The organism is uncultured Planococcus sp. (assembly GCF_947501725.1).
GTDB classification, from domain to species: domain Bacteria; phylum Bacillota; class Bacilli; order Bacillales_A; family Planococcaceae; genus Planococcus; species Planococcus donghaensis_C.
Window position 1 is genome coordinate 1 of record NZ_CANMXD010000016.1, and the last position, 24,919, is coordinate 24,919.

Consider the following 24,919-nt stretch of genomic DNA (forward strand, 5'->3'; position numbering starts at 1 on the left):
GTCATCCTCCTTATTTTTCCACGAAGAAAAGAGCGCCAGCACATGCGGGCACTCGTTTATGATTTTTATTTGTCAAAGCGATATTTTGAAATCCGCGTATGAGACCGCCAAGGAGCGACGATCTGCGTATGTGGGCTTTGGGGTCAGCGTGAAAATAAATCCGCAAATTAAATTATATACGCCGTTGTATACGTTAATCATTACGTTGTATATTTAATGTTACTTAATGCGCTTATGATACACTGAGAACAGCGTCATATCAACGTTCGCACCATCGTATGTAACACCAAGCGTTTATGCACTCGGTAACATGCGCTATATCAACGTTCTTATATCGCCAATATCAGCGCTGAATGTATAAGATCGTGTATATTAATAGCGTTAGTTGAGCGTGGTTGGTGCGATGGTCAAAGCGTTTAGGGTCACGCGCGCTGATGGCTTGCACCCGGTGTATGCCCGGTGCCCTATGCGTACTACACGCCTGCCCTCACGATGCTACCTGCGTCCTACTAGCCGCCTATACTGTACCCTACGCACATACCTGCGTTTGAGTTTCTACTATATAATAGGCGCCACATACACGTATGTTAGTCGCGGTCTGTTCGCATCCGTTCTATCTGCGCCTTAATGGTCGCAATATCAACGCTATCACCCTTCGTCTCAACCTCGACTTTGTCCGTTAACAATGAGTGCGCCTGTAGTAGCGTGCGAAACAGTGCCGCATTACCATCGTTAATAATATGATCGGGTATCGACTCCATTATTTCCGGTAGTCTATCGAGCGTCTTGCGGACAATCTCACGCTTCAATTCGTCATTAAAGCGGTCATCCTTACGCCATAGGTGAATCGTCTTCTCCACAACGCCTACTTCTTCGGCGATTTGTTTAAACGTCTTGCCGTCGCGTTTCGGTCGGCTTAGTAGCTCGATTGCTGCGATCTGTAACTCCGATAATCTCTTCGCCATTGTTGCGTTCCTCCTCTCCGGTTAACTGCGTCTGTGTGACGAATGCTCTGTCGTAGTAAACGTCTAATTCCGTCATTGGTGCGCTGCCCCTTTCGTTACTCTTGCTCGTATTCAACGTCTTCTACGGATAACTCTTCGCTAGTCCATTCGTATATTCCGTCAATATTAAGCATTGCGTTCTCGATTGCGGCTAATGCGCCAACCTCGTAATCGTCGTATGTAACCGACATAGTGAACGTTACTTTCTTCGCCATAACTGCGCAGCTCCTTCCGTTTATAACTCGTCCCCAATTACGCATACTTTCCGGGACAAGGCTTTTATTAGCGTATATAAAGTAACTAAGACCTGCCTGTGCTAACGCCCAGGATCAACGTTAACTAAACTACCTGACGCATGCTTTTAAATGCGGCAGCGTACTTGACCTTAGTACCGCTTATTAACGTATATACCTTTAACGCCTGCTTTTCGCCTATACAAGAGAAGAGGATTTTCACCCCTAAAAGTGCCTCCGTGCTTACTCTCCGTAGGGCGCAGCCCGCTTTAATGGATTGCAGTATTTGACCCAAAATAGCCGTTAGATTGCAGTATTTGACCCAACGCTAATACGGCAGGTCGCCGCGTTTAACGTTTACTTGGTCAGCACAACGCTCACCCATTGCGAATAAGCCTCGTAGCATTTCAGCGTACTGCGTATATTCGTCTCGCTTGCGGTACATGACATCGGGATTTATGACGTATAATTCCGCCTCATAAAACAGCATCGACGATATGAAGCCGTACTTGCGCAGCTCTTTCGTATACCTATCGACAAACTTGCGGTCGACGCCGATTAATTGCGCCAGTTGAATGTGCGACATATAACGTAGTTTCTCCTGATCCGTTTCGTTAGGATTAACGCATAAGCAGCAATACTCGAAGTTGAAATACGGAATCATCTTATACAGTAACCCCGCTGCTTGAATCGTCAAATTAGCGATGTCCGTGCGCGTTTTCACCTGATACACCTTCGTATAATACGTTTTTCTGACGTGCTTACCGATCGAGTGGTAATGCTCGTTAATGCCGTAAACAACGTACCGACCGTTGCGTTCTGTGGTCAATACGCCGTGTGCCGCCAAGTCGCTAAGAATAGCGTCCGTGGTGCGTTTACCCTTACCGAGCACGCCCGCAATTGCTGCGGCTGTCATGCGGTTGCCTTTGTGATAAAGCCTGCCACCGCTGTTAATACGCAAATAAGGTACTAGCTTCATAAGTGCGCCTAATTCCGTTACTTTCAGCGTTTCACTTAATAGCTTCGCCGTATCGTGGTAGCAATTAACGTAGTAGCGCGTTGGCCCTGACTCTCGTAACTCACGCAGACGCTTTGCTTCCGCCCACTCTTCAAGCGTATCGTTCGTTTGTATAGAAACTTCGTCAGCATAGCCGTATACAATGTCGCGGCCACTGTCGTCTGTATATCGTTCGATTGCGTTATTAACCATAAATGCGCAAGACCTCCGTATAATTAAAAAATACGTAAGGGCGGCCGGAGTATACCCGACTCATGCGTTTCCCCTACAAACATCCTGATACAATACCGGCATATTTACACGTTTCAGTTAAATAGAAAGAGCGCGCCTTGCCGTGTGGTTAACGGAGTTTGCGCGCTGTAAAGTATTTCCTATAAGGTATAGCCAACTAACGCCTTAAAACGTAACGTTACTATCGCAACTTTCTACGGTTTTCTCGCGTCGGTAGCGAATAATCACGGCCATCTGTCGCAACAGCATCGGCCCAGACGTCGCTTACCTCGTCGGCAAGGCGTTCGTCGCGCTGACTTTCGCTCATTATCGGATATTCTTCGCGAGTCATCTTGTCCGGGTGCGGATCGGTGATGTCATCGAACAATATTAGCGAAGCCAAACGCTCTAAAACATCAGCCGGCGCGTGTTTGCCGCAGTTATCGTAGTAGCGTTCGGTGATTTCAGCCGTTTTAGAGACAATATCGCCGACTAGCGAGGGGTTGCCGGCCTTTTTAGCGGATTTAGCTAACGTCCATAGTAAGGAGATTTGTTCATGCGCCTGTGTGCGCGCAATATGAGGGGTATACTGCGGAATAATCGTCATTAAACGTCTTCCACCTCCTTAATAACTTCGATTTCAAACTCTTCGCCTGCTTTACCGGCTTCATACGCGTATTTGAGTAACTCTTTTATTGCGTAACAGTCATGGAAATCCCGGAACAACAATCTATCCTCCGATTCTCCGTCCCTAACGTTAAACATCATTTTACCGTCAATTTCTAACGTCAATCCTGCGCGCATCTCGTCTTCGTCAATCGTTATCTGTCGCTCAACAATAATCATTCGACCGCCTCCAATTCGATTTCTTTCGCTTGCCATTCGTCGTATACTGCTTGTATTCGTTCAGTCGCGCGGGTGACAGTCATCGACACGGCTTCTCGCGTCACGCCCATCGCCGCGCCCGCCCTGGCTTGCGTCATATCAGCGCCGTACACCAGCCGTAACGCCTCGGCCTGCCTTGCGGTCAGCTTAGCGCGTTCGACCGCCACAGCAAGGTCAGCCAGCGCCACGATTGCGTCGACGTCGCCTTTATACTGGCGTTCGGTTAGCGCGTGGTAGGCCTGCAAAGTGGCGCGGGCTTGGCCAGTTTGTTGAAGCGCTGCTTTTGCGGTAGTTGCGGTCATTGCGCCACCTCCGCTAGACGTTGATTTGCGATAGCCACGTAATCGGCGTCGAGTTCAAACGTAATAAATTGGCGGTTAAGTCGTGCGGCTACCGCGGCTGTTGTCCCCGACCCGCAAAACGGATCAAGCACGACGTCGCCTTCGTTTGACGACTTACTTAGTAGAAATTCGATTAAGTCTTCGGGTTTTTCATGCGAGTGACGTAGTTTTTGAGGGGAAATGCGGTCGAACTGCAGGATGTCGGTGTGGCGTTTTCGCCCGCCAACTTCGTTAAGGGTGCGGCGTCCCTTTTGCGCGAATAGGATCGTTTCGTATTGGCCCGCATAACTACCGGCTAAATCACCCATCGACCAGTTATTCTTCATCCACACGAGCGCGTTCTTCATCGTGAAATACTCGGCTAACAGCGGCTGTTGCAAGTGCACACGATCCCACCGCGTAAACCAGTAAACGTGTGAGCCGGGCTTTAGTACGCGGTCGATTTCGGCTATTACCCGACCCAGGAAGTCGGTGTTATCCAACCCATCGCCTGCAATTCCGCCGGTACTTTTTAACACCGAATGCTTACGGTAGTTACTAGAAAAGTCGATGCCGTATGGCGGATCACATACGAGTAAGTCGACACTATGGTCGGGCAGTTGCGCCATTCCTTCGAGGCAGTCTTGCTGGTACACGCGGTTTAATTCAATCGTCAAATTAACGCCTCCCTTTCTATACGTTGCTATTAACGTCCTGCTGCGGTATACTATGCGTAAACAGCACCGGAGGTAATTACGCTATGACTAATCTAAACTCGGCGGGCAACCACGCCCGCATTACGCTACAACCCGTCACCGACGCCGACATGCTGCGCGCGGCCACCGGCGCTATGACGCTGGGCCTCGACCGGTTCGGCCGCCTGCGCCTTGGTAGCGCTGTAACGAATCGCCTCGGTATTTACAAGACGGCAGGCCGCGTCTACGTGTCGGTTGATCCGGTAAACCAAGTCGTGGCCTTGCGCAAGTATGACGAAGTTGAATCTACACCACGCGCTAAGCTGTTTAAAGTCGACAAGCGCGGTTATATAAGCGGCAAGTGGCTATACGCTAAGTTTGCGCTCAACCAGGACGACGGGCCGTGGCGCTTTGAGTCGATAGGCGACGTAGATGCCGACGGACGTAGCTGGCAGGCGTTTAAGCTTGCGACTCGAGCCGAGCAATAGCGAAGTTTAAGTATTCGCGAGCTTTCCGTAAGTCTTCCGTCGGCGTTGCGTGCTTATGCGGCGCGCGGCTGACGTATTTGATAACGACGCCCGCACAATGTGCAACGAAGCCGTCCGTGTAGCCTGCGGTGACTTGTTCGATGTATTCGATAGTTTCAACGCCGCCCTGCGTGTAATGCGCGGGCTTTTTTACGTTGTCGGCGTCATATGCTTCGGCCAGCAGCGCGGCTTGTTCGAGGCTTTGCGCAAGCTGTTCGCCGAAGCTGTCGTTGTGCGGCGGCGTCACTACTTCGAATTCTTCTGCGTATAGCTCGTGACAATTACCGCGAGCATCAAGCGCATCAACGCCGTTACAGTCTTCCCAAACGAGCGCCACTTCGAATGTATCGCATGTCCGATAGCCGGCTTTGGCGACGTCATTAGCGTTAGTGATTCGCACAGTGTCGCCCGGCTTGGCGTCGGTTAGCTTCGGCATGGCGTGTGGCACGGGTTCGAGTACGGCGTTTTTATGCATGTGTATAGACCGGTAATCTCCCGATTTATCGACGAACGCACCGCCTTGTACCGTGAATATGTCGCCTTTATCGTAATCATTCATATAATCGTCCACTTCCATCTGAATCAACTCTCCGTCGCGCGCCACCCGGCCAACCTTCCGATACTTAACGCCTTCATGCTCAATTATTGCGCTCATTTTAACGCCTCCGTTTCCGTAATATAGCTAGTGTCGCCACATAGCGCATATATCGCTTTAGTGAAATCGCTAACTTCGCCGCGTTCGGGTCTGTCGGGGTTGAACGCTGGCATACCGTGCCATACGACAGGGCTTTCTGTGTGTTCGGCAAATGCGTAAGCGTTCGCCCATGTGACCGCCAATAGTTCGGCCGTAGCATCGTTCTGCGGTAGGCGATTCAGCGAGCTATATGTCAAATGGTCGTCGCGGTCATTCTGTACGAAATATGCCGCCTTAGCCTCGCGAGTTAGTACGTCACCGTGCACGACTACTGCGTTCATACCGCGAATCATGAGGTTGAACAGTAAGAACGGCATAGCGCGGTCGCTTAGTTCTTCGACGGTGTAAATGTACCAGCTCGGCTTAAAGTCGAACGGGCTGTGCTGAATGCGGTCGTTTTGCCACTGCGTAATGGTAATGCCACCAGTACCGGCCGCTGGTTCGTAATAAGAGCCGTCGCCTGACGCCGTTTCGCCAACTAAATGCGATAGCAACGTGCTGATGGATCGTGGCGTAAAGTCTTGCTTCTGCGTCTTACGGTCAGCGTGCTCGTCTTGAAAGTAATCCGTAAACCAGTCGTAGGTTACGTCGAATCTATGCGCCTCAAGCATGGCGGTGAACAGTAGCTCGCGGCGGGGTTTGTCGTAGAGGATCGCCATTAGCGCGGCTGGCGCTTGATACGAGTCCGTAATGCCGAGCATTGCGTTTATTTCCTGCGTGGTTGGTTTCGTCATTTTATGCGTGCACCTCCGTTATAATAATCGTTGACATTTGCGCTATTAAGTGGTAAGATTACGTTAATAAATGAAACGGAGCTGATACGGATGAAATTAACTACCGCAATCAAACGCTTAAAGAAAGCCGGCTTTGCAGTCGCAAGTATGAACGACACATGTAATTACGCAGCAGCTATGGCTGGAAGCGCCGACCACATCGAACTTACAACGGACAGCGCGGGCGAAGTATACGGCGTTGAAATCATCATCGCGAACGGCGACCGATCACAATACGGAAATATCACGTGGGCCATCGACAGTTACTAAGTCGGCGGCTTTTTTTATTTGCGCTTACTTAAAGAACGATTCCGTCCACGGCTCGACCGCGACCACTTCGTCTTTCAGGCGTTCAGCTAACGCAGCTATTTCGCCCTGCGCGCCATTGCCAGCCTTGCGCTTAACGTAGAAGTCGAGCAGGCTGCGTAAGTTAGCCGTCATAACTAAGTTGCAGGCGGCTGCTTGCGGTAGGACTGCGCGTGCGTCTTCGGCTGGAATACCGAGAGAGCGCAGTAAGTCGTACGCTTCTTGGCTATCACGCATTACTTTGTCGAATACCTGCGTTACAGATGCGTCAATGCCATGAAGCGGATCAAATTCGTAACGCTTGTCACTTTTCTCTACGCTGTCCGGCGTCACATAATCGAACCCGCCCGACCGATCTGCGCTACCGAACCGCACATAACGCTGGCTCTGAACGCTGAAGCTAAATCCGACTCGGTGCCGTGTGAGCTGCGCCAGTAGCGCTCGGCTGACGCCTTCTACTGCGAAGGTAAACGTTAGGTGCTCGACGGTCGATAAGTGTTTAGATGCGACAATTTGGCGAATCAAGCGGTCGGCTTCCGTGCCTGCTGCGCCGTCAGTCGCTTTGTTGCCGAAGTATTTCGCGCCTTCCTTGGCGACGATTTCAGACGGCTTGTTGGCGCTGTAGCACGTTCGAATTGCGCTCAGTGCGATAGCCTGGCCGCTGGTAAATTCGTCAGTTAGTTCCTCCGAGTCTTTAAACGTGTAGTATATCGAGTTACTGTAGCCTTCGCTTAACTGTGTGTGTGCCATCAGTGTTACGTTCATTTAGCGCCCTCCTTCGGTTGTACCTTCGCGGTAACCGCCGTGCTAATAAACACCAGCGGCAGCAACGCCCATAGGCTTTCGGTTACGTATACTGCTGCGGCTGTCATTGCGCACAGGACGGTGTTGTGAATCGCAAGAAACGTGTAGGCGTTCATAAGGCGTATCCTTCTTTCGCGCTACCGCCGTCCTGCCTTACGTGATTCTCGGCGTTCTTCTCCATATACAAACGGTGAATGTCCGCAGGCTCTAAGCCAACTACGCGCGACAGCGACAGCATAAAGTGCCACATGTCGATAACTTCGCCCCGCAGCGCCGGCTTGTCGATTGGCTTGGCGTTTTTCCACCACTTCCAATTGACCTCGCGGCGGATTTCGTCGAGTTCCGACTCCATTGCGATAGTTAAGCCGATCACCCACTCGTCTACAGATTTATCGACTAGGCGTTCCGTAATGATTCGCGTGTCTAGTTCCGTTTGCTTTGCGTACATTTCAGCGAGTAGGTTGGCGGCTGGTTGCGCCTCTCGGCGCCGTGCTGGCGATGTTGCGACAATACCGTTGCCTAAATTGCGTCGTTCGGTCGGGTTATTCATGCGTCGGCCTCCTTCGTTAATTGCTTACACTACTATCTAGCCGCGAAACCCGTTTTGGGGAATTACGCGAAAATAAAATCCTCGTCACGCAACGCCTCAACTGTCGCTTTCTTATAGCCGTTACCTTTTTGCGAAAAGAAGTCGTGTGATTTCGTCTTCGTCGACAGCCCGTTAATCACGATCGGATTCTGCGCCTCTTCGTCGAAGTGTGCCGCAAAGCCGATGTTACTAAACGCCTTGTTTGCGTTATACCGTAGGAACCGCTTAGCATCGTGCGCCAGCCCAACTTCGCTGTACAAATCGTCCGTATAAACGACTTCATTAGAGTAAAGCTCCCGCAGCAATTCGACTGCCCATTCATGTAGCTCGGTTTGTACAGCGTCCGGCTGACGGTTGTAGATTTCCTGCGCCAACAGGCCGACATAAACGCCGTGAATCGACTCGTCGCGAATAATCAAGTTGATAATTTCTCCGCTGTTCGTCAAGCGACCTTGCCCCGCTAATAGCAACGGGTAATAAAAGCCGCTATAAAATAGGAAGCTTTCGAGCATGACCGACGCAACCAACGCTTTGTATAACGACATCTCACCGTCGTTTATTTCGGCATAGTATCGGTCTATTAGCGCCGCCTTGCGCTGTAGCTGCGGGTTAGTTTCAACCCAGTTGAACGTTGCGCTGATTTCCGATGTAGTGGCAAGCGTCAGATAGATATTCGAGTAGGATTTCGCATGTACGGCGTTCTCCATCATCGCCATAAACGTCAGCACGGCCTTGCGTTGGTGACCTTCAATGGCATCGCTGATTGCCGTCATACCGTTGTTTCCTTGTACCGTGTCGAGCAAAGTCAGCCCGCCAAGCACACGCATGTAGGTCGTTTGCTCGGCGTGTGACATCGACTTCCAGACTAGCAAATCGCCGTTTAACGCAATTTCCTCCGGCAGCCAAAATTGCTTGACGTTTTGCTCGTAAAACAACTGCGTAAAGTTATCGTCTTTTTGCGACCAGTTCGCCGCGGTGTATGTCTGCGTCATGTGAGCGCCCCTTTCGATTAGACCGTGCAGGATAGACAATCGTCTTGCGTCGTATCTTTCGTACGTGCGTAGTACAGCGTTTTAATACCTTTGTGGTGTGCGTATAAGTCAATGCGGTTAATGTCGCGGGTGGTCACGGTGTCGCGTAGGAACAACGTAAAGCTAATGCCCTGATCGACGTGACGCTGAATTGTCGCAATCAAATCGACGACTTTAAACATATCCATGTCATACGCTTCTTTATATAAGAACCACGTTTTAGGCGACAGGCCGGGCATCGGATAGTACGTCTTCGAATTTCCGTATGTGCGTTCTTCGATGCGTTCCATTATCGGCATCACACTCGCGGTCGCCGATTGCACGTAGCTGATCGAGCCGGTTGGAGCAATTGCAAGGCGGTATGAGTGATATAAACCGTGGTCAATGATATCGTCGGCGAGCGCCATCCAATCGGCCAGCGTCGGCAACTCAACGTCTGCAAACAGCGCTGCTACTTTTGGTGTCTGCGGTAGGAAGCCGGTTTCGAGATCGTAGTAGTCGGCGAAGTATGTGCCGTCTGAGTAGGCGCTCTCTTTAAAGCCACGGAATGTCTCACCGGTGTCGCGCGCTATTTCCATCGAACGTCGCAGCGTGTGAAAGTTAACCGCCGCAAAGAATACGTTAGCGAAGTCGATAGCTTCGGCGGACTCATACGCAATGCCGTTTTGCGCCAGGTAGCCGTGCAGGTTCATTGCGCCCAAGCCGATCGAACGCATTTCGCGGTTAGCTTTCGCAACTGCTGGCGCGTTGGTTACGTTTGTGAAGTCGACAACTCGCGTTAAGGCGTCTACAGATAAGCCAACGCTATCGCCGATTGTTTTATGGCGCATGACGTTCGCAATGTTCAGCGAGCCAAGGTTGCAGGAAATGTCATAGCCGAGCACGTCCTCTTCGCCGTAGTCGGTGTACGACGAAACTTCCGACCGCTGCAAAATTTCGCTACAAAGATTCGAAAACTTCACCGTACCTTCTAGCGCGTGCACTTTATTCACGTTGCCGGCGAACATGATATAAGGATAGCCGGATTCAAGACGTACCGACGCAAGCTTTTCGAGCAGCTGACGCGGTTTAATAACGTCCTTGCGAACGCGCGGATCATCAACCAATACGTCGTACATTTCATCCATATCCATTTCGTCGAGGTGCTGGCCGTATGCTTTATAAACGGTATGCGGGTAGAAAACGTATGCCGTGCGATCCTCGCGCGCTAACTCGATAAACTTATCAGGAATAACCACGCCAATGCTCAACGTCTTCACGCGCACGTCGTCGTCAGCGCTAATCTTCTTCGTGTCCAAGAACGCGTGTATATCGGCATGAAACACCGTCAAGTACGCCGCGCCGCTACCGGGCCGCTGGCCTTGCTGATCTGCGTAGCGGAAAGCGTTATCGAGCATCTTCATAACGCCGACGACGCCTTTCGTGACGTTTTCGATACCTTTAATCGACTCGCCTTTTGCGCGAACTTTCGATAGGTTCAACGCAACTCCACCGCCTATTTTCGACAATTGCTTCGCGGTCGATTCCGCCATATTGATATCGTTCAAACTGTCGCCAACTTCGAGTAGGAAGCACGACACTAATTCGCCGCGCCGCTGTCGACCTGCGTTGAGGAATGTCGGCGTGGCCGGTTGGAACTCCTGACGCATCATTAGGCCGGCATAGTCGAGCGCTTTGGCTGCGTCGCCATTGCCGAAGAACAACGCCACGATTGCCACGCGATCTTCGTAACGTTCGAGTATCTTCGCGCCGTCGTTCGTCTTCAGCGCATAGTCGTTGTAAAACTTAAACGCCGACATGAACGATTGAAAGCGGAACTTGTAGCTGTACGCTGCCTGGTAAACGGCTTTGATTTCGTCGAATGTGTAGCGATCGAGCACGTCGGCTTCGTAGTAGTCGTTTTCGAGCAGGTAGTCGAGTTTTTCGCGCAGGGAGTGGAAAAATACGGTGTTTTGATTAACGTAGTCTAGGAAGTAGGAGTTTGCGGCTGCAGCGTCTTTGCCGAATTGAATCGTGCCCTCGGCATCGCGGGTCATTATTGCGTTGTTCAGTTCGACGTACTTTGGCGTATTACTCAATTAATCGCATCCTTTCGATTATCGTTCGTATGTCCGTGGCTGTGCCAGCTAGTTCGATTTTGCGTAGTAGTGGTACGTTGTAGCGAGCGGCTAATATGTCGCCAGCCTTGCCGAAGTTTGCGCCCCAGTTTCGGTTACCACTAACGACTATGCCTCGCAGGTTGGCGCGATTAGACTGAAGCCATTCGTCGACGCCAGCGGGTACTTCGCCAAAGCCAATCGTGTAGGTCACGAATATAAACGGCTCGGCTGCAGCAGACTGTGCGGTAAACTCAACGGCTGGCTCGCCCAGCGATGCGACAAACCGCCGTACGTTGCCGGTCAGCGATGCGTAAACTACGAGCATTACAGCTCACCGCGAAGGGCGTTCGCCTGGTCGTTCAGTGTCGCCAACTGCGTTTTTATTTCACTGCGGCGCTCGTCGACGCGGGCTAAGTCGTAGCGCAGTTCGGCCTTGCGTTCTTCGACGTATACGAGCGCTTGTGCAGGCGTTAGGCTCAATCGTCGCCACCAACCTGACGTTCAGCCACGACGTACGCCGCAATGCCGACGAGAATATAGACGAGGTATTGGTCGCTGCTTAGTACGGTGAATGCGTCAGCCAGCGCGGCTACTAAGTGCAGCGCAATAATGATAGCGAACGCTAGTAAGTACGTTTTCATTTAATCGCCCCATTTCGTATTAGATACGCAAGCCCAACCGCAGCCGCGTCACTTTGATCGTCATTTTCGAACGTGCCAGCGTACCCAGTCCAGCGGCGCACTGCGTCGGCCACTTCGTCTTTGTCGGCGCTGCCCTTGCCGGCGACTATTAGCTTCACCTTCGATGGCGTCGGGCCGAGCGTCGCGCGTTTGCCGGGTTCGACCCACGGCGTAAACTGAACGTCGAACTTTTCGCAAGCACGTTGTATGCCCGACCAGGCGGCGAACACCGGATAGTTTTGCGCCGACGTGCGCCCGTTGAAATCTTCGCGAGTGCAGGCGTCAAAGCCGTGCTTGCCAACGTGTTCGGCGATAAATAGCGTGGCCCACGACTCGATAATGTCGGCGCGCAAGCCGTGGTCGCGTTTGGCGTCTTGGCGGATGCTACTTAATGCGGTAATGCGCGCTTTGCCGGCTTTAACTTCGATAACAGCGGCGCCCGGCGACGTCATGCTTATGTCGAAGGCCAATACGCGCGTCATTTCGCAGCCTCTCGAACTTCACGGAAGAACTCATACGTATCGAATACGCCTTGCTTCTTCCATTCCGGCAGCCCTGACTTCATAACCCGCTTAGTCTGTGCTTTGATGTCTTCGAATTCATCGTCTGATAACGATTCGGCGATAGCTTGGCGGTAATCATTAAAGCGCATCGCGAACAGGTCAACTGGCGGTGCCTCTTTAGTGCGCCAAGCTTTCGTCACGCGGGCGAACTTACTTTTAACGTTATCGCGCATATCATCCGTGATATGGACGCCATAAATCTTATTGCGGGAAATCGTATGCTTAAACCAATCGACGCCATACGTTAAGTGATACAGAACGACAACGTAGTCAAGTCCGTACATATCCGAGTAGCAAACCGTCTGCAGCACGTGATCTTCTTTCGCTTCCTTGTGGGCCTTAAACGCCGACCAACCTTTTTGGAACGACTTAACTTCGAGTCCTACACGTAGGATTTCGCCATCGTCCGTGACATATTCGAGAATACCATCAGGCAAGCCGTGGATTGCGAACTTCTCGCCGTCATGTTCGACTTCGTGCATCGCCTTTTTAAAATGTTCAAATGCCGGTTCATTGCGTTCGGTACGCTCGAATTTAAAGCGAGGCTCTTTACCTGTAAGTTTCTTGAAGTGGCGTTCCGCAAGCATTATCTCGCGCTGAATATAACCGCCCACACTTCCGCCAAGACCGACCCAATCACGCTGGTTAATCGTCCATTCGCGCTCGTCCTTCTTCGATTTAATCGACTTTTGATACAGCTCACGCTCAGACTTACCAGCACTACTAGGCCCAAACGTAGGGCGAGGCGTTCCGTCGGGCGCTGTCTTCCAGTTAAAGTAACCCCACTTCGCTTGTTCGCGCAGTATTCGCGCATACTGTTCGTAAAATTCAGCGTCCATCTTATCGTCGTATGGTTGGTCGTATTTGTGAAACTCGTCAAGGTAATCGGATAAGTCTTTCGCGATTTGTTCCGCCATTTGCTGACTCAATTGACCACATCCTCATTTATAATATTTAAGTTCGCGTATTCACCAAACATGTCGACTGCCCAGAAGTTATACATACGAGCTGCGTCATTCTTCGATTCGAATATCCCTAAGTAAATAGATTTATCATCTTTACGGATGTTAGCAACCCACTTACTTCTAGCTTTCGAAAAGTAGACACCTTTGTATCCACTCTTATTATTCTTTCTGTTGACGGGCATGTTCCGATTATTCTCGGCTTTAGTGCATAAGCGTAGATTCTGTTTGCGGTTATCTAGAGGAATTCTGTTTATATGATCCGTTACCAAATGAGCTGGCGCGTTCATAATTAAGCGGTGTAGTAGTAGAGGTTTTTTGATTCCGTCGACGTAATGTCGAGAAACGGCGTATCCTATTGAAGAGGAAAAGCACCATTTATATTTACTAACTAACGCGTAATCTTCAGCGTCAATGATAGCAACTTTACCTTGCGTTAGAGGTATTTCAATCGTCATTAAACGTCCTCCTTAGCGGCCTTAACCGCGTCTAATATCTCCGTCGTCGATACCAATCCGTTTAGCCGTCCAACTTCGTATCCGTTGCGTTCTAGCACCAACACCGGCACGCTCGATAAGTTATAACGCTCAACTAACGCAGGATCGTCGGCAATGTCGTGTTCAGCTACGTTAACGTCCAGCGCCAGTAGGTCGACGGCGATGCTCTCAAGGTAATTCGTCAGCACGGCGCATGGCCGGCAGTTTGGTTTCGATATCTTGCGTAGGGTTAGTTGCGTCATGAGATCGCCTCCTTCGATTTGCGTTGCTTAAACCATTCGTCGACCGGCACGCCTTCGCCCCATCTTCTCGCCACCTCGATGTCTGTACCGTTAGGCACGTCGCCGAATTGATACGAGTCAATCATTACCGCCTCATACGCTGCAATATCGGCCGGCGTAAAGTCTTCCGGCATCAATACGAGCATTTCATCGTGAATGGTCGCATATAACCGCCATCCGCGTTCCTGACAAAGCCGGTGCAAGTTAATGAGCGTTGTCTTCGTCTGAATCGCTGACTCGCCTTGTATTTGTGCGTTGGGGCCCTGACGTAGTGCTCGCTGTACTTCCGGCACATATCCCGTCGTTTTGCGCTTGGCTTCAGGTAGTCGGCGCTTGCGTTTGCCGTCGCCGATCCATACATAGCCGTTGCGTTTTGCGAAGGTCTGCGTTTCCTTAATCCATGCGTCAATTGCGGGGTATGATACGAAGAAGTCTGCGAGGAACTTGCGTGCTTCGTCCATCGTAATTTTTAGCGAGGATGACAGCGTGCCGCTTCCCATACCGTATAGAACGGCGAGCATTACGACTTTCATTGTCTTGCGTTCCACAGTATCGCTGCCGTCGGGGTTCTTGTAACATTCGTCGTACGGCTTTTTAAAGTGCTTAGCGGCTAGCAATGCGTAAGGATCAACGCCGTCGGCGAATGCGTCTATCAGAACCGGCTCGCGCGATTTGTTGGCGGCACAACGGATTTCCTGCGCTTTAAAATCGGCGCCCACGATAACATAACCGTCAGGTGCTACGAATAGCTTGCGTGCGTCATACGGCTGATTCTGCAAGTTAACCCCGTTACCACCGCTACTGAAGCGCCCTGTCACCGTGCCGTTAGCGTTGAACCTTGCGTGTAGCTTACCTGTCACCGGATGAATCTTTTCGGGCAATACGCTGATATACGTCGAGTACAGCTTCGTCAGCTCTTTGTACTTGAGCAGGTTGGCGATTATCGGATACTTGGCGCCCAACGGCTTCAGCACGCGCTTGGCGTCGGTTGATTCGAGCTTTTGTCCGGTTACGCGTTCGAGCGCTTCTTTGAGCTGCGGCGGCGAGTTAAGGTTGATACCGCCTAACGCGTCATGTAGTTCGCCTTCCAGCCGCGCAATGTCGGCCTGCATCGTAATGCCGTATTCGCGGGCATACTTGACGTCGATGTCGAAGCCTGTGCGTTCCATCGCAATAACCGCCTCGATCAGCGGCACCTCAACCGTCAGATAGTAATCGAGCACTTTCGGCATCTTGGCGAGGTGCAGGCGTTGAAACTCGTACAGGCGCCAGGTAATGTCGGTATCTTTAGCGCCGTATACAAGCGCAATGTCCAGCGGAACGTCGGCAAACTGAGCGCCCTTACCGAACAACTCAGCGAAAGTATCGCTAGGCTCGCCGAGGTAATTCGTAGCCAGGCGTTTCAGCGCGAATGACGGCTCGTTTTCGTTGAGCAGCGCCATAGCCGGCTGTGTATCCCACGCCAAGCCGCGCAGCTCGATGCCGTGACGCTTGAACATGTTAATGTCGTAAATGGCGTTATGGAATACCTTGCCGACGGCTGCGTCTTCGAGTAGCGGCTTCAACGCGGCCAGCACAACGTCAGCCGGTAGCACGCGCTCGTCTTTCGTCGGTGTACACGGAATGTAATAGTGGCGATCGGTGCTTGGCGTTGTAATAGATACGCCGACAATAACGTCGACAAACACGTCTAGCCCCGTTGTTTCCGTATCGACCGCTATAACTGACTCGGCAAATGCGTCGCGAATTACGTTGGCAAGCGTTTGTTCATCGAGCACCAGCACGTAATTCGCCGGCGTGCCCTCGACCATTGCCGCCAACTTCGACTCACGTTGCAACGCCGCTAACTCCTTATACATACGCAGCGCTTCCGCCTTGCTGAACCTTTTACCTGCGCTAGTCGGGGCGCGGCCTAACTGACCGCCGGCCATTGCGTCGCGCACCGCCAGTAACTTCGCCTGATCGGGTGCGGCGTTCTTCATCGCCAATATACGCAGCCATGCTTCGTCGAGCGATTCAACGTGCGCCGTGCGCTTGACGGCCGCAGCTTGCAAACGGTCGTTGCTTGCGTCATTTAACGTTAGTTTGAGTTCCATCGTGTGCCGCCTCCGCTTCCGGTGTAGTTGCGTTTATGTTATGCGCGGTCGAAACGGTCTTCGACGGGCGTTAGTAATTCGACGTTACTAACGCGCTCAGTAGTTACTCCGTATGGGCCAGCGACAAGCTTTACGAAACCGACTTGCGGTACCTGCGATACTTCTCGTAGTTGGCCGTTGGTAGAGGCACCTCCGAGGTATCGCACGATGTCGCCCGCCTTAAACTCGTTCACCTTGCGCCCAATTTCGTCCCAGCGTTCGGCTTCGGCGACTGACTCTTGTGCGGCGGCTTTGTCAGCGTCGGTTACGCGCTCAAGTTGCGCTGGCATAAAGTAATCGTGGTCACTACCGTCCAACGCATCGACGCGGTATTCACCATCGCGGTCAGGCCCGTTGCTAATTTCGCCTAGTGCGACGATGTCAACTCCGCCGAAACGACCGGCTGACATAGGGCGAACGTAATCGCCTACGCTGAATTTCGGCGCCTTTGCTGCGGCTACTTCTGCGTCGGTTGCTTTGACGAGGTCTTCGGCATCGAACAACTCCTTCTCACCATCGGTTACACGCTTCACGCGGAAGTCAAACGCCATTGCGCAAGATTCGATTTCAACGATGTTTCCGATTGTCAGATTTTGAACGGCGGTCTTCCCTCCGATAATTCGCACATAGTCGCCAACCTTCAGCGGCGCGTCTTCGGCTTGTTTCGGCGCTTCACCTACGATTACGAAATTATCTCCCTCGTCATACACGTGGTAAGTGCTGACGTTGTAAGTAACGCCATCATCGTCTAATACTACGAAGTCACCGTCTTCATCGGTATCGACAACCTTATACTCGCGGTTTTCCGTGAATGTGCTACACCCTTCTGCTACGTATTTCAGCGTCATACCTACCGCAAGCTCGTCGTAACTTATAATTGGACGTGTGACTTGCGTTGGTGCCTCGGACGCCGCGACTTTCGATAACTCCACCCATTCCGAGATAGTACCTTCGAATGTTGATCCGTCTGCCATCGTGATTTTCGCCATTTATAACGCCCCATTTCGTCTGATTTATAATCGGTGTGTATAGTGCTTCGCGTAAAATGCGATAATCTCTTCCGCGTTGTCATCCGCCCAGTCGTTGAAGCAGCTACGGCTACACCAAACGGCGTCGGTGCGCTCGTCGGCGATATACGGATTGCCTGTCGTAATACCACGTTCACAATTTGCGCATTCGTCGTTCACATCGCCACCTCCGCTTGGTGCAACGTCGCACGGTCGAGGTTCAGCGGCAACTCCGTCCATTCCTTGCCGGCGCCCGACTGCGGGCCCCAGTATTCCGTTATTTCGCGGTTAGCAAACGTCCAGACTTTCGGCCCTTCGCCATCGCCGACCAATACACCGATAAACAAATCGGCGTCTGACTTGGTGTAGACGCTGCCGTTCGACTTCTTGCCGGGCACCTTGTATTCGCCGCGGCGGTCTTCGCGTACATGAATTGTCTTACACTGAAACGTTCGCCACTCGTCTGTTACCGGATGTCGCGCCTGAATGTCGTGCGCCTCACTGGCGTCGCATGAGCCAACGGACTTCCATCCGTTAGCGTGCAACGCAGCTCTCGCAATCAATTCGGCATACGCGCCGATTACGTTGAATTTATGCGCCATTAGAAGTTCTCCGTTGGGTCGGGCGCAAATGGCGGTGATTGATCGTCTGCAGGCGCCTTGCTCAGTCCGATCAGCGCCGGGTCAAAGCCAGCCTTGACGAGGTTTTCGACTTGCTCGGCGTCGTCAGCTTCGTACAGCAAGCCGTCAAACAGCGTCATATCAAACGCAGCGCCTTCGAGTTTGGCGAAGTTAGCGCGTTCAGCATCGTCGAGGTCTTCATCAAGATCGAAAATAACGGACAGCATGACGGTGGTCGATGTGCCTGCGCCTTGCTTCGACAGCTCGAACGCCACCTTGTCGAGTTTCTTGACGTTCTTGGTGATAACCGCCATGACGCCTTGCGCTTGTTTCTTCGACAAGTCGACGATGATCGGTTCGCCAGTCGCTAGGTCAGCGAAGCCAAGCGCATAACGTTCCTTGGCGCGGTATTTCGACGCCTCAATTGCGTACTTGTCGGCGCTGGCTGCATCGCCTGCGTCTTCCGCTTTAAACTTGAGGTCTTGGTAGTATTTCGACGCGAGGTCGAACGGCGTTAAGTTGGATTCCGCAAAGCCGCGGGCGTTCTTAGTAGACGGGTTTTTAGCGGTGAAGGAGTTGAGTACCTTGAAGATGCCGTACGAGTAGAAGCGGATAAGATTGTCGGTGCCTTGCACGCGGACTTTATACGAAGTGTTCGATTTCAGCGGTGCGAATTCCGCGCCACCTGACGAGCCGCCCTCGTTTACTGCGTTTAATGAATTTAATGCGTCTGCCCCTGAAGTATATTGACTCAATCAAATCGTCCCCTTTTCGGTTTAATGTGCGGTACACCGTGCGCTTCCTAACGTCGTGCACAACGTCAGCTTGCGGGGTCAGCGTCCGCTAACGGTTACTTACGGCAGGGCGGCGGGCCTGCATCTCTGGTAACTAGGCTCCGTGGCTTTATCGGGTGCCAGCCTTAGCGTTGTATTAATAACCTAGCGCGTGAGGAACCTTTCTCACCTCGTAAGTAACCGTTAGCCGACGTTGAGCCGGCTCGTTATTGGAGGGAACAGCACCTCGTCGGTGATTACCGTACTCACCTACTGTGCGGCTGTGCAAAGCCATGTCGTCACGACGCTAAAGAGCGCCCGTTCGGAATTATTTTTAACCTTTCCTAGCCGATTCTAGGCGAAGGCCCTGACGCGGGGCAGGCGACATATCGCTATCGCAAGTTTCAATGCACTACTGGATTTCGCTAACATAGGCCTGCGCGGTGTTTACCCACGCGAGGTCGGCGTAATAGCGATGGTCGGCGGTCAACTACCCGCCAATTCAAGCGCCCGAAGTGCGCGCAGGCTACTCGTTACTATGCGTTAGCAGAGGCGGAACCGTGGGCCACACGATTCTAAGGCGCATTACTAGGCTATAACTTTCGCCATCTTCGGAGTCGTTCGCGATGCCGTTTATATCTGGCGGGAAGGAAAGGGGGCGTTACCACCCTTGCGAAGGAATCCGTGTTTGCAACGAACCCCTTCGTACTACTCTTTTATGGAGTCAACGTCAAAGACGCATTATCCAACCTTCCTCTTTCTGGAGCCTTATATGAACGACACGACATTACGCTTGAATTGGCGGTCAGTCGCCCCGCCGTGGACGCCTTCGATAACAGCCTTGGTGCCGGTTGGCGTTACTTGGTTCGCTGCGTCCGCCGCGATTGCAACGGCCGCTACTACTATCGAAGGCATTCACGGCAAGGCAAGCGTCTAGCTTGACGGGCGACGGTTAGGTCGCCGTGTGTTTGCACATACTCCGTAAAACCATCTTTTCCGGCAGGTAAATACGAACGCTTGCGACCTCAACGTAAGATATGCCGATTAAGTCGTTCCAATTTAGCGACACAGTTCCGGGCTTTCCGCACCAGTTATATTCCAACGCATAATCCGTGATTGAGATAATATTGAAACCGCTTGGTATTACCGACATCGTTTTCATACGCTCACCACGCCATACATGCGAGCTGCTCTACGCTCAGTTTCCAACACTTCGTCAGCCCGGCGCTGGTCTAACGTCAACCGGTCGAGCGCCGCTTGTACTAGCGCAATCTTCCGATCAATCTGCGTCTGTGCCACCGGCGATTTCGCCAGGCGTTGGTTCAGCCGTAACTGCGCCACTGCGACGTCTTTTCTCGCGCGTTCGATGTTAATAGCGCGGGTCTGCTTGCGGTGTACTGCGATTGCTTGCGTTAACTGGCGTTGAACCAGCGCGCGCACTTTATCGTGCACCGGCAGGTCGTCTTGCATCGGCGTGACGGAAATAGTCGTAGCTGCGTTTTCTGATACGATGATACGAGCGTCGGCTGATTCGTAAATTAACCGACCGGCTGGCCGCGACATAACGTAGGTAGCTTTCGCCATTTCTGCGATAATCCACGCGTGTACATTTGATTTCTCAACGCCGAAGCGAATGTTTACCTGATCGACTGCGTGTGTGGACGGTGTGTAACGTGCTGGCGTAGTTTTGGCGTTTGTCATGCGATACGCACCGCCTTTAGCGTGTGGGCGTAGTCGGCGTGATCGTCGTCGGCGTTGTAGCAACCGTTGTAGTTAAAGTCGACGTCGCCACGCGCCTGAACGAACGTGTGTTTGTCGGTCGATAGTAGCGTTTTTTGCGTTTGGCCGCCGCGTTGTTTCAATTGAGACGCCGTTGTGTATAATGAAAATAGGGACGTTTTCATAGCGGTTCCTCCTTATGCGCCAGTGGCGCGTATTGGGTTAAGCGGTAATGTATTCGTTTAATGAAACGTGTTGGCTGCCCGCCGATATCTTTCTGATGCGATTCTGAACCGTTTTATGTTCGACTCCGAGAAGCTTGCCGGCTTCGCGGAAAGAGAAAGTTTTCGTTGATGCGAACGCTGCAAGGGCTTGCCGGCTCTTGTCGTTCGTGCTATCGGTTAAATTCCGGAGTAGCTCGCGCTGCTCTTTTTTTATTGCCGCAAGTTCCGGCTCGTTACCCGTCGACGTTGCCGCGTCTTCGGAGAATTCACTGTCTCTTGTAGCCTGACGTAGTTGCTTGCGTCCTAAGTCTCTAACGTAGAACTTTACGAGTTTTATTAGGAATGGTTCGAAGCCGCCTGCCAAGTCGTATGCGGTGATCGCTTTGTAAAGTGCGATGTTCGCTTCGGACTCGGCTTCCGCCTGATCGACGCCATAGTAGCGTGCCCGGCTTCGTGCAATTGCGAATGCTTTGTCGCTGTACTGCATGTAAACTTCGTTAAAGGCTATCTCGCAGCCTTGCGTTTGATATTCGCTTATTAAGATGTCAGTTGTTTTCAATTCATTACCTCCTGTTTTTGTTTTACAATACTATCTAGCCGCCGATACCCTTAGTGGGGAATTTATTTCATATTCTTTTTTAAATGTTTTTTATTTCCTAATTTATTATATTCAGAGTATACACCGGCAATCACGTAAAAATGGGAAAAGTGAGAAAATAAACTTCTGATGCAAAAGTTCACCTTCTTGAACATTGCGGATATCCTTTTGGACACAAAAAAAGCGACCCTCCGCTAGGAGGGCCGCCGTGTATATTAGTATTTATCAACCGCCATTTCCGCCTGGATCTTTAGCTGACGTATTGAACTCTGTTTCTTTCTCTTCAATAGAAGCAGTCTGTTCGTCCTGCTGTACGAATGACGCTCCAAGTGGCGCTAGCACCAATGCCGATACGATAAGTAGTTTTGCGATTAATTTTTTCATGAATGAATTCCCCCTACGCTGTTTTTGAGTTAATAGAATTTGTATATGCGGTTTTAATTCCAACCGCCTGAATAAACTTTATTGGCAACGCAGCAAAGAAGTTGTTTCCCTTTAGGCGATACTCCATCGCAGACATAAGCAATAACGCATCGTCGGCGAATACTAAGCCTTTAACGAATAAGTCGAACGCGCTCATTCCCAATGACAGCGCTATTGTTTGTGCCTGCTCGACGTCTCCCTGTACGAAACATTCGTGTGCTCTTGCGCTATCCGCCAACTCACTACCTTGCGGCAATTCTTTCCGCCAGTAGTTATGTAAAAACGCAATGTCGTCTCGTTCGATTGCTACGGCGCGATCATGCCGCCCTAGCCGACGCCAGCCTTCGATACTCCGATTAAAGTGCATCAGCGCCTTGTCGAAGTCCTCGAACAGATACGACACACCCGTTGTATATTCGTTGTTGATTAGCGTAATCGGCCCCGTCAAACAGTTTCCACGGATCGTATTCGCATAGAATCGGCATTTCTTCGGATCGTTCTTACGGAACAAGTACGCGTTGGTCATTAATTCGGCGATATAATTGCGAATCGACCTACGTAGAAAGTCGCTTTTGATTTCGGTGGCAGACAATTCCGCATCTGCGAGGAAATTAAAGAGGTGGTTGAAGTCGCCCTCGGTGTAGCTTCCCTGCGCGAATAACGCAGTCTTCAACGCATTGAATTCCGGCGAGTCAAAGTTTAAGGCGAATATCGACGATACCATATTGAATCCGACGACTTCTCCACGCTTATGCAACGCCAATGCTTCTATTAGTTTATACCACGCGATGTTGGCCTTGTGCGTCTTCGGTATTGCTTGGCCCAACTCCTCCATTTCTTCGTACATGCCATTATTCACAAGGTATAGCAGCGCCACTTTGACATTGGCCGGCTTTGGTGCATGGATTAAGTCGTCGACTAGTAGGAGTACGATTTCCTTTTCGTCTGCTGGGGCGACGTATCGCGTTACACTAAGTACGTCGCACAGCGTTAATTCAGCTTTGCCTGCGAAAAACTTAGAAATCAAGGTGCGGTCGATTCCAGTGTGTTGGGCGATGTCTTTATACGTAGTGGTTGTGGCGCTTGTTTGCATCGCTTGTTCTATGATAGTTTGTACATTCAAAGTAATGACCCCCGACTAAAAGTTTTCCGTGACTTTATCTGTGTTTTATGGCTTAATTAGATAGTAGCATTATATGTTCAATAAGTCGAACATTTTTTATAATAATTTACATTTAAGGAGGTATAAGTTGTGATAACATACGAGCCATTGAAACGCACGCTGCTCGAAAAGGGTTGGAATATTAGCGATTTACGAAAGCACGGCGTACATCCGACGATTGTCGCGGCGATTAACCGCAATGAGTTACTGACGTTGATGCAAATCGAACGTATCTGCACGGTGCTCGACGTGCCAATCGAAAAGGTTGTGCAAGTAATCCGAGCGAAGGAGTGATCCGCAATTGGAACGCGTGGGCCGCTGTCTCTTACAACGACGCCTGGACGAGCGCAAACTTTCTCGGCGAGAGTTTTCGCAACGTACCGGCTTGTCTGAGCAGCGTATATCCGACATCGCTCGCAAACGGTTCGTCTTGACGCTGCCAAACGCCCGCTTTATTGCGCAGGTGCTCGGCTGCACGATCGACGACCTATACGAGTGGCTGCCGTCGGGCGAGGATTAAACCCCTCGCGGCCACCCTTACGTGGGTTCACGTAGCGAACGAGCGTTCTACGTAAGTTTAGCGACTTAGGGGTCGGAAGTCTACTAAATTCCGCCAGTCTTCCGGACTGTTTTTTCGCCGTTATTTTCCTTCGCAAGCCATTTCCGTAGTCCTTTAGTCACATCCGAAGTTAAACACGGGCGTTATTTCGGTGTAACTCAGCGCCCGCAACGCCGCAACACCCGCCTCATTCGCGTCTTTCGGCGCACCTTCACAATTCCGCCACACTGGCGCCAGTAATCGCACATGGCCGCCCAACAACCGTGTGACCTCCGCGTTCAACTTAGCGCCCGCCTTGTCGTTATCGCCGCCGAGTATCAAAACCTCGATAGTCGATCGCTTAATGATGTCCGCCTGTTGCTGCGTAAACGTCACGCCCCCAACCGCAAGCCCCGCAATGCCCGCCGACTGCCACGTCATGGCGTCGAATTCAGCCTCGCATAATACCGCCCGTTTGATGCCGCGTTTATATACGATGTCGGCGCCCCATACTAACGACCGCAGTGAACGCCCACCTTTCGCATACCAAAACGTCTTGCCGAACACCTGGCGATACTTAACGTTAGCCAAACGCCCTTGCGGATCGCGCCAGCCGATAACCACCGCCTGGCTACCAGCGTCATAGCCGACGCCGTTCAACGCTGTAACAGCCGGATGAATGCCGCGCTTTGCCAAGTAGTCAGCGCCGCGCTGGGCTAACGGTGGCACTACCGCCTCGTCGAGCACAACCAGCGGCTGCTTGGCGCGGTAACGGTTCAAGTCGAGCGTTAGTTCGTCGTCATAGCCGAAGCCGCCATACGTCGCCAGCAAGTAGTCTTCGGTGTCGACCGTCGGCTCGTCGCGCAGAAACGCCAGCAGCTTGACGAAATTACCTTTGGCGAAGTCTGCGTCGTAAAAGCCTGCGTCCGACCAGCCGCCCGAATCGAGGTTGGCGAAGAAGCTCGGCGTTTGGTCATGGCGGAATGGTGAGCCGGCTAACAGCTTGTCGGCAGTCCAGCGCGGGCGCGTCCACTCGTATTGTTCGAGTTCGGCGGTAATGTCGACGTCGATTTGCTGTTGGCGTACGTTGATTAACGGCATAGCGGCGTGCTCCTTTCTACTTAAGCTAGCGGCGCGCTTAAATGTTCAATATTTCGCAGGCTTTACGTAATTGATCCACTGTGAATGAAACACCGCTTCCACTGGAATAACTGCCAAATGTCGTACGTAACTTATCATAAAGCTGCTCTTTCTCCAATATTTCCAAAAGCAATTCTTCATTTTCGAATAATTGGTAGTTTGCGGAATAATCCGATTTGTCGTAACCTGAGCTGGTGTCGAATTGTATCCCATCAACTGTTATATACTTACGACCTACCTTCTGCACCGTGCCTAATACATATGACATCTCTCCTTTTTCTGCGTGTCTAGCGCGATTCCCTTGAAGACGTAATGCGACAGACTGCCCTACCTCGAAATCCTTTTTACTCAATTCTCGCATTGCCATACTACCATTCCTCCATTCTTTTACAACATTATAACACGCAAT

Annotated in this window: 36 protein-coding genes; 5 read left to right on the forward strand and 31 right to left on the reverse strand. The window is 51.5% G+C overall.

What is annotated here, in order from left to right; translation table 11 throughout:
• Positions 1–217 (forward strand): hypothetical protein (locus Q0785_RS18640; RefSeq protein ID WP_298833745.1); only part of this gene is annotated, 217 nt, incomplete at its 5' end.
• A gap of 370 nt (positions 218–587) precedes the next feature.
• On the opposite strand, the gene Q0785_RS18645 is transcribed toward Q0785_RS18640, so the two are convergent.
• The 7 genes from Q0785_RS18645 to Q0785_RS18675 form a co-directional block, all read right to left on the reverse strand.
• Entirely contained in the window at positions 588–965 is a 378-nt protein-coding gene (locus tag Q0785_RS18645) for a phBC6A51 family helix-turn-helix protein (protein ID WP_298833748.1), read from the reverse strand.
• Positions 966–1,060: 95 nt separating this feature from the next.
• A complete protein-coding gene (locus Q0785_RS18650; protein WP_298833751.1) occupies positions 1,061–1,219 on the reverse strand; it encodes a hypothetical protein in 159 nt (52 codons plus the stop codon).
• A 346-nt stretch (positions 1,220–1,565) separates the two neighbouring features.
• Positions 1,566–2,447, reverse strand: coding sequence for a hypothetical protein (locus tag Q0785_RS18655; RefSeq protein ID WP_298833754.1), 882 nt, complete (start codon positions 2,445–2,447; stop codon positions 1,566–1,568).
• Positions 2,448–2,667: 220 nt separating this feature from the next.
• Complete coding sequence (locus Q0785_RS18660) at positions 2,668–3,072, reverse strand: hypothetical protein (RefSeq protein WP_298833757.1); 405 nt, start codon at positions 3,070–3,072, stop codon at positions 2,668–2,670.
• Positions 3,072–3,311, reverse strand: a complete 240-nt coding sequence (locus Q0785_RS18665) for a hypothetical protein (protein ID WP_298833760.1) — start codon at positions 3,309–3,311, stop codon at positions 3,072–3,074. Before Q0785_RS18665 ends, Q0785_RS18660 begins: the two co-directional genes overlap by 1 nt.
• On the reverse strand, positions 3,308–3,652 hold the full coding sequence (locus Q0785_RS18670) for a sigma factor-like helix-turn-helix DNA-binding protein (protein ID WP_298833763.1): 345 nt from the start codon (positions 3,650–3,652) through the stop codon (positions 3,308–3,310). Before Q0785_RS18670 ends, Q0785_RS18665 begins: the two co-directional genes overlap by 4 nt.
• Entirely contained in the window at positions 3,649–4,347 is a 699-nt protein-coding gene (locus tag Q0785_RS18675) for a site-specific DNA-methyltransferase (protein WP_298833766.1), read from the reverse strand. Before Q0785_RS18675 ends, Q0785_RS18670 begins: the two co-directional genes overlap by 4 nt.
• Positions 4,348–4,430: 83 nt before the next feature.
• Between Q0785_RS18675 and Q0785_RS18680 the strand changes: the two genes are divergently transcribed.
• Positions 4,431–4,853: a hypothetical protein gene (locus Q0785_RS18680; protein WP_298833769.1), complete on the forward strand. Its 423-nt coding sequence runs from the start codon at positions 4,431–4,433 to the stop codon at positions 4,851–4,853.
• Here the strand turns inward: Q0785_RS18680 and Q0785_RS18685 are convergent.
• Positions 4,825–5,076 (reverse strand): DUF3310 domain-containing protein, encoded by a 252-nt coding sequence (locus Q0785_RS18685; protein WP_298833993.1) that lies wholly within the window; start codon positions 5,074–5,076, stop codon positions 4,825–4,827. The genes Q0785_RS18680 and Q0785_RS18685 overlap by 29 nt on opposite strands.
• A 467-nt stretch (positions 5,077–5,543) precedes the next feature.
• The gene (locus Q0785_RS18690) at positions 5,544–6,320 is read right to left on the reverse strand and encodes an N-6 DNA methylase (protein WP_298833772.1); all 777 of its coding nucleotides are present in this window, start codon (positions 6,318–6,320) and stop codon (positions 5,544–5,546) included.
• A gap of 90 nt (positions 6,321–6,410) precedes the next feature.
• Between Q0785_RS18690 and Q0785_RS18695 the strand changes: the two genes are divergently transcribed.
• A complete protein-coding gene (locus Q0785_RS18695) occupies positions 6,411–6,629 on the forward strand; it encodes a hypothetical protein (protein ID WP_298833775.1) in 219 nt (72 codons plus the stop codon).
• A 24-nt stretch (positions 6,630–6,653) separates the two neighbouring features.
• On the opposite strand, the gene thyX is transcribed toward Q0785_RS18695, so the two are convergent.
• The 20 genes from thyX to Q0785_RS18795 all read right to left on the reverse strand — a co-directional run bounded on the left by thyX (position 6,654) and on the right by Q0785_RS18795 (position 22,793).
• The gene (thyX, locus tag Q0785_RS18700) at positions 6,654–7,430 is read right to left on the reverse strand and encodes an FAD-dependent thymidylate synthase (protein ID WP_298833777.1); all 777 of its coding nucleotides are present in this window, start codon (positions 7,428–7,430) and stop codon (positions 6,654–6,656) included.
• Between the two features lie 151 nt (positions 7,431–7,581).
• Entirely contained in the window at positions 7,582–8,019 is a 438-nt protein-coding gene (locus Q0785_RS18705; RefSeq protein ID WP_298833780.1) for a dUTPase, read from the reverse strand.
• A 62-nt stretch (positions 8,020–8,081) separates the two neighbouring features.
• Positions 8,082–9,050, reverse strand: coding sequence for a class 1b ribonucleoside-diphosphate reductase subunit beta (gene nrdF / locus Q0785_RS18710; protein ID WP_298833783.1), 969 nt, complete (start codon positions 9,048–9,050; stop codon positions 8,082–8,084).
• Positions 9,051–9,067: 17 nt separating this feature from the next.
• Positions 9,068–11,167: a class 1b ribonucleoside-diphosphate reductase subunit alpha gene (gene nrdE, locus Q0785_RS18715; RefSeq protein WP_298833789.1), complete on the reverse strand. Its 2,100-nt coding sequence runs from the start codon at positions 11,165–11,167 to the stop codon at positions 9,068–9,070.
• Positions 11,160–11,513 (reverse strand): class Ib ribonucleoside-diphosphate reductase assembly flavoprotein NrdI, encoded by a 354-nt coding sequence (gene nrdI, locus Q0785_RS18720; protein WP_298833794.1) that lies wholly within the window; start codon positions 11,511–11,513, stop codon positions 11,160–11,162. Before nrdI ends, nrdE begins: the two co-directional genes overlap by 8 nt.
• Positions 11,514–11,664: 151 nt before the next feature.
• On the reverse strand, positions 11,665–11,829 hold the full coding sequence (locus tag Q0785_RS18725) for a hypothetical protein (RefSeq protein WP_298833796.1): 165 nt from the start codon (positions 11,827–11,829) through the stop codon (positions 11,665–11,667).
• Positions 11,826–12,350: a hypothetical protein gene (locus tag Q0785_RS18730; RefSeq protein WP_298833799.1), complete on the reverse strand. Its 525-nt coding sequence runs from the start codon at positions 12,348–12,350 to the stop codon at positions 11,826–11,828. The genes Q0785_RS18725 and Q0785_RS18730 overlap by 4 nt, the downstream gene beginning before the upstream one ends.
• Positions 12,347–13,360 carry a hypothetical protein gene (locus Q0785_RS18735; RefSeq protein WP_298833802.1) on the reverse strand — a complete coding sequence of 338 codons (1,014 nt, stop codon included), beginning with the start codon at positions 13,358–13,360 and terminating at the stop codon, positions 12,347–12,349. The genes Q0785_RS18730 and Q0785_RS18735 overlap by 4 nt, the downstream gene beginning before the upstream one ends.
• Entirely contained in the window at positions 13,357–13,851 is a 495-nt protein-coding gene (locus Q0785_RS18740; RefSeq protein WP_298833805.1) for an HNH endonuclease, read from the reverse strand. The genes Q0785_RS18735 and Q0785_RS18740 overlap by 4 nt, the downstream gene beginning before the upstream one ends.
• Positions 13,851–14,132: a thioredoxin family protein gene (locus Q0785_RS18745; protein ID WP_298833807.1), complete on the reverse strand. Its 282-nt coding sequence runs from the start codon at positions 14,130–14,132 to the stop codon at positions 13,851–13,853. The genes Q0785_RS18740 and Q0785_RS18745 overlap by 1 nt, the downstream gene beginning before the upstream one ends.
• A complete protein-coding gene (locus Q0785_RS18750; protein ID WP_298833810.1) occupies positions 14,129–16,267 on the reverse strand; it encodes a DNA polymerase in 2,139 nt (712 codons plus the stop codon). The genes Q0785_RS18745 and Q0785_RS18750 overlap by 4 nt, the downstream gene beginning before the upstream one ends.
• 38 nt (positions 16,268–16,305) lie before the next feature.
• Entirely contained in the window at positions 16,306–17,295 is a 990-nt protein-coding gene (locus Q0785_RS18755) for a hypothetical protein (protein WP_298833812.1), read from the reverse strand.
• A 194-nt stretch (positions 17,296–17,489) separates the two neighbouring features.
• A complete protein-coding gene (locus Q0785_RS18760; protein ID WP_298833814.1) occupies positions 17,490–17,915 on the reverse strand; it encodes a hypothetical protein in 426 nt (141 codons plus the stop codon).
• A complete protein-coding gene (locus Q0785_RS18765) occupies positions 17,915–18,688 on the reverse strand; it encodes a hypothetical protein (protein WP_298833817.1) in 774 nt (257 codons plus the stop codon). The genes Q0785_RS18760 and Q0785_RS18765 overlap by 1 nt, the downstream gene beginning before the upstream one ends.
• Positions 18,689–19,474: 786 nt before the next feature.
• Positions 19,475–19,621, reverse strand: coding sequence for a hypothetical protein (locus Q0785_RS18770; protein WP_298833819.1), 147 nt, complete (start codon positions 19,619–19,621; stop codon positions 19,475–19,477).
• A 243-nt stretch (positions 19,622–19,864) separates the two neighbouring features.
• A complete protein-coding gene (locus Q0785_RS18775) occupies positions 19,865–20,407 on the reverse strand; it encodes a hypothetical protein (RefSeq protein WP_298833822.1) in 543 nt (180 codons plus the stop codon).
• On the reverse strand, positions 20,404–20,610 hold the full coding sequence (locus Q0785_RS18780; protein ID WP_298833825.1) for a hypothetical protein: 207 nt from the start codon (positions 20,608–20,610) through the stop codon (positions 20,404–20,406). The genes Q0785_RS18775 and Q0785_RS18780 overlap by 4 nt, the downstream gene beginning before the upstream one ends.
• A gap of 37 nt (positions 20,611–20,647) precedes the next feature.
• Positions 20,648–21,208, reverse strand: coding sequence for a sigma-70 family RNA polymerase sigma factor (locus tag Q0785_RS18785; protein WP_298833828.1), 561 nt, complete (start codon positions 21,206–21,208; stop codon positions 20,648–20,650).
• A 264-nt stretch (positions 21,209–21,472) separates the two neighbouring features.
• A complete protein-coding gene (locus Q0785_RS18790; protein ID WP_298833831.1) occupies positions 21,473–21,631 on the reverse strand; it encodes a hypothetical protein in 159 nt (52 codons plus the stop codon).
• 13 nt (positions 21,632–21,644) lie between these two features.
• Positions 21,645–22,793, reverse strand: a complete 1,149-nt coding sequence (locus tag Q0785_RS18795; RefSeq protein WP_298833834.1) for an AimR family lysis-lysogeny pheromone receptor — start codon at positions 22,791–22,793, stop codon at positions 21,645–21,647.
• Positions 22,794–22,922: 129 nt separating this feature from the next.
• Between Q0785_RS18795 and Q0785_RS18800 the strand changes: the two genes are divergently transcribed.
• Positions 22,923–23,126, forward strand: a complete 204-nt coding sequence (locus Q0785_RS18800; RefSeq protein ID WP_298833837.1) for an XRE family transcriptional regulator — start codon at positions 22,923–22,925, stop codon at positions 23,124–23,126.
• Positions 23,127–23,142: 16 nt separating this feature from the next.
• Positions 23,143–23,352: a helix-turn-helix transcriptional regulator gene (locus Q0785_RS18805; protein WP_298833996.1), complete on the forward strand. Its 210-nt coding sequence runs from the start codon at positions 23,143–23,145 to the stop codon at positions 23,350–23,352.
• A gap of 153 nt (positions 23,353–23,505) precedes the next feature.
• On the opposite strand, the gene Q0785_RS18810 is transcribed toward Q0785_RS18805, so the two are convergent.
• Complete coding sequence (locus Q0785_RS18810) at positions 23,506–24,471, reverse strand: toprim domain-containing protein (protein WP_298833840.1); 966 nt, start codon at positions 24,469–24,471, stop codon at positions 23,506–23,508.
• A gap of 37 nt (positions 24,472–24,508) precedes the next feature.
• Entirely contained in the window at positions 24,509–24,877 is a 369-nt protein-coding gene (locus tag Q0785_RS18815; RefSeq protein ID WP_298833843.1) for a hypothetical protein, read from the reverse strand.
• Positions 24,878–24,919: the final 42 nt, after the last annotated feature.

Coding starts and splice junctions, on each gene's coding strand:
- Q0785_RS18645 (WP_298833748.1), bottom strand. CDS start 965: ATGGCGAAGAGATTATCGGAGTTACAGATCGCAGCAATCGAGCTACTA.
- Q0785_RS18650 (WP_298833751.1), bottom strand. CDS start 1,219: ATGGCGAAGAAAGTAACGTTCACTATGTCGGTTACATACGACGATTAC.
- Q0785_RS18655 (WP_298833754.1), bottom strand. CDS start 2,447: ATGGTTAATAACGCAATCGAACGATATACAGACGACAGTGGCCGCGAC.
- Q0785_RS18660 (WP_298833757.1), bottom strand. CDS start 3,072: ATGACGATTATTCCGCAGTATACCCCTCATATTGCGCGCACACAGGCG.
- Q0785_RS18665 (WP_298833760.1), bottom strand. CDS start 3,311: ATGATTATTGTTGAGCGACAGATAACGATTGACGAAGACGAGATGCGC.
- Q0785_RS18670 (WP_298833763.1), bottom strand. CDS start 3,652: ATGACCGCAACTACCGCAAAAGCAGCGCTTCAACAAACTGGCCAAGCC.
- Q0785_RS18680 (WP_298833769.1), top strand. CDS start 4,431: ATGACTAATCTAAACTCGGCGGGCAACCACGCCCGCATTACGCTACAA.
- Q0785_RS18690 (WP_298833772.1), bottom strand. CDS start 6,320: ATGACGAAACCAACCACGCAGGAAATAAACGCAATGCTCGGCATTACG.
- Q0785_RS18695 (WP_298833775.1), top strand. CDS start 6,411: ATGAAATTAACTACCGCAATCAAACGCTTAAAGAAAGCCGGCTTTGCA.
- thyX (WP_298833777.1), bottom strand. CDS start 7,430: ATGAACGTAACACTGATGGCACACACACAGTTAAGCGAAGGCTACAGT.
- Q0785_RS18705 (WP_298833780.1), bottom strand. CDS start 8,019: ATGAATAACCCGACCGAACGACGCAATTTAGGCAACGGTATTGTCGCA.
- nrdF (WP_298833783.1), bottom strand. CDS start 9,050: ATGACGCAGACATACACCGCGGCGAACTGGTCGCAAAAAGACGATAAC.
- nrdI (WP_298833794.1), bottom strand. CDS start 11,513: ATGCTCGTAGTTTACGCATCGCTGACCGGCAACGTACGGCGGTTTGTC.
- Q0785_RS18725 (WP_298833796.1), bottom strand. CDS start 11,829: ATGAAAACGTACTTACTAGCGTTCGCTATCATTATTGCGCTGCACTTA.
- Q0785_RS18730 (WP_298833799.1), bottom strand. CDS start 12,350: ATGACGCGCGTATTGGCCTTCGACATAAGCATGACGTCGCCGGGCGCC.
- Q0785_RS18740 (WP_298833805.1), bottom strand. CDS start 13,851: ATGACGATTGAAATACCTCTAACGCAAGGTAAAGTTGCTATCATTGAC.
- Q0785_RS18745 (WP_298833807.1), bottom strand. CDS start 14,132: ATGACGCAACTAACCCTACGCAAGATATCGAAACCAAACTGCCGGCCA.
- Q0785_RS18750 (WP_298833810.1), bottom strand. CDS start 16,267: ATGGAACTCAAACTAACGTTAAATGACGCAAGCAACGACCGTTTGCAA.
- Q0785_RS18755 (WP_298833812.1), bottom strand. CDS start 17,295: ATGGCGAAAATCACGATGGCAGACGGATCAACATTCGAAGGTACTATC.
- Q0785_RS18760 (WP_298833814.1), bottom strand. CDS start 17,915: ATGGCGCATAAATTCAACGTAATCGGCGCGTATGCCGAATTGATTGCG.
- Q0785_RS18770 (WP_298833819.1), bottom strand. CDS start 19,621: ATGCCTTCGATAGTAGTAGCGGCCGTTGCAATCGCGGCGGACGCAGCG.
- Q0785_RS18775 (WP_298833822.1), bottom strand. CDS start 20,407: ATGACAAACGCCAAAACTACGCCAGCACGTTACACACCGTCCACACAC.
- Q0785_RS18780 (WP_298833825.1), bottom strand. CDS start 20,610: ATGAAAACGTCCCTATTTTCATTATACACAACGGCGTCTCAATTGAAA.
- Q0785_RS18790 (WP_298833831.1), bottom strand. CDS start 21,631: ATGAAAAAATTAATCGCAAAACTACTTATCGTATCGGCATTGGTGCTA.
- Q0785_RS18810 (WP_298833840.1), bottom strand. CDS start 24,471: ATGCCGTTAATCAACGTACGCCAACAGCAAATCGACGTCGACATTACC.
- Q0785_RS18815 (WP_298833843.1), bottom strand. CDS start 24,877: ATGGCAATGCGAGAATTGAGTAAAAAGGATTTCGAGGTAGGGCAGTCT.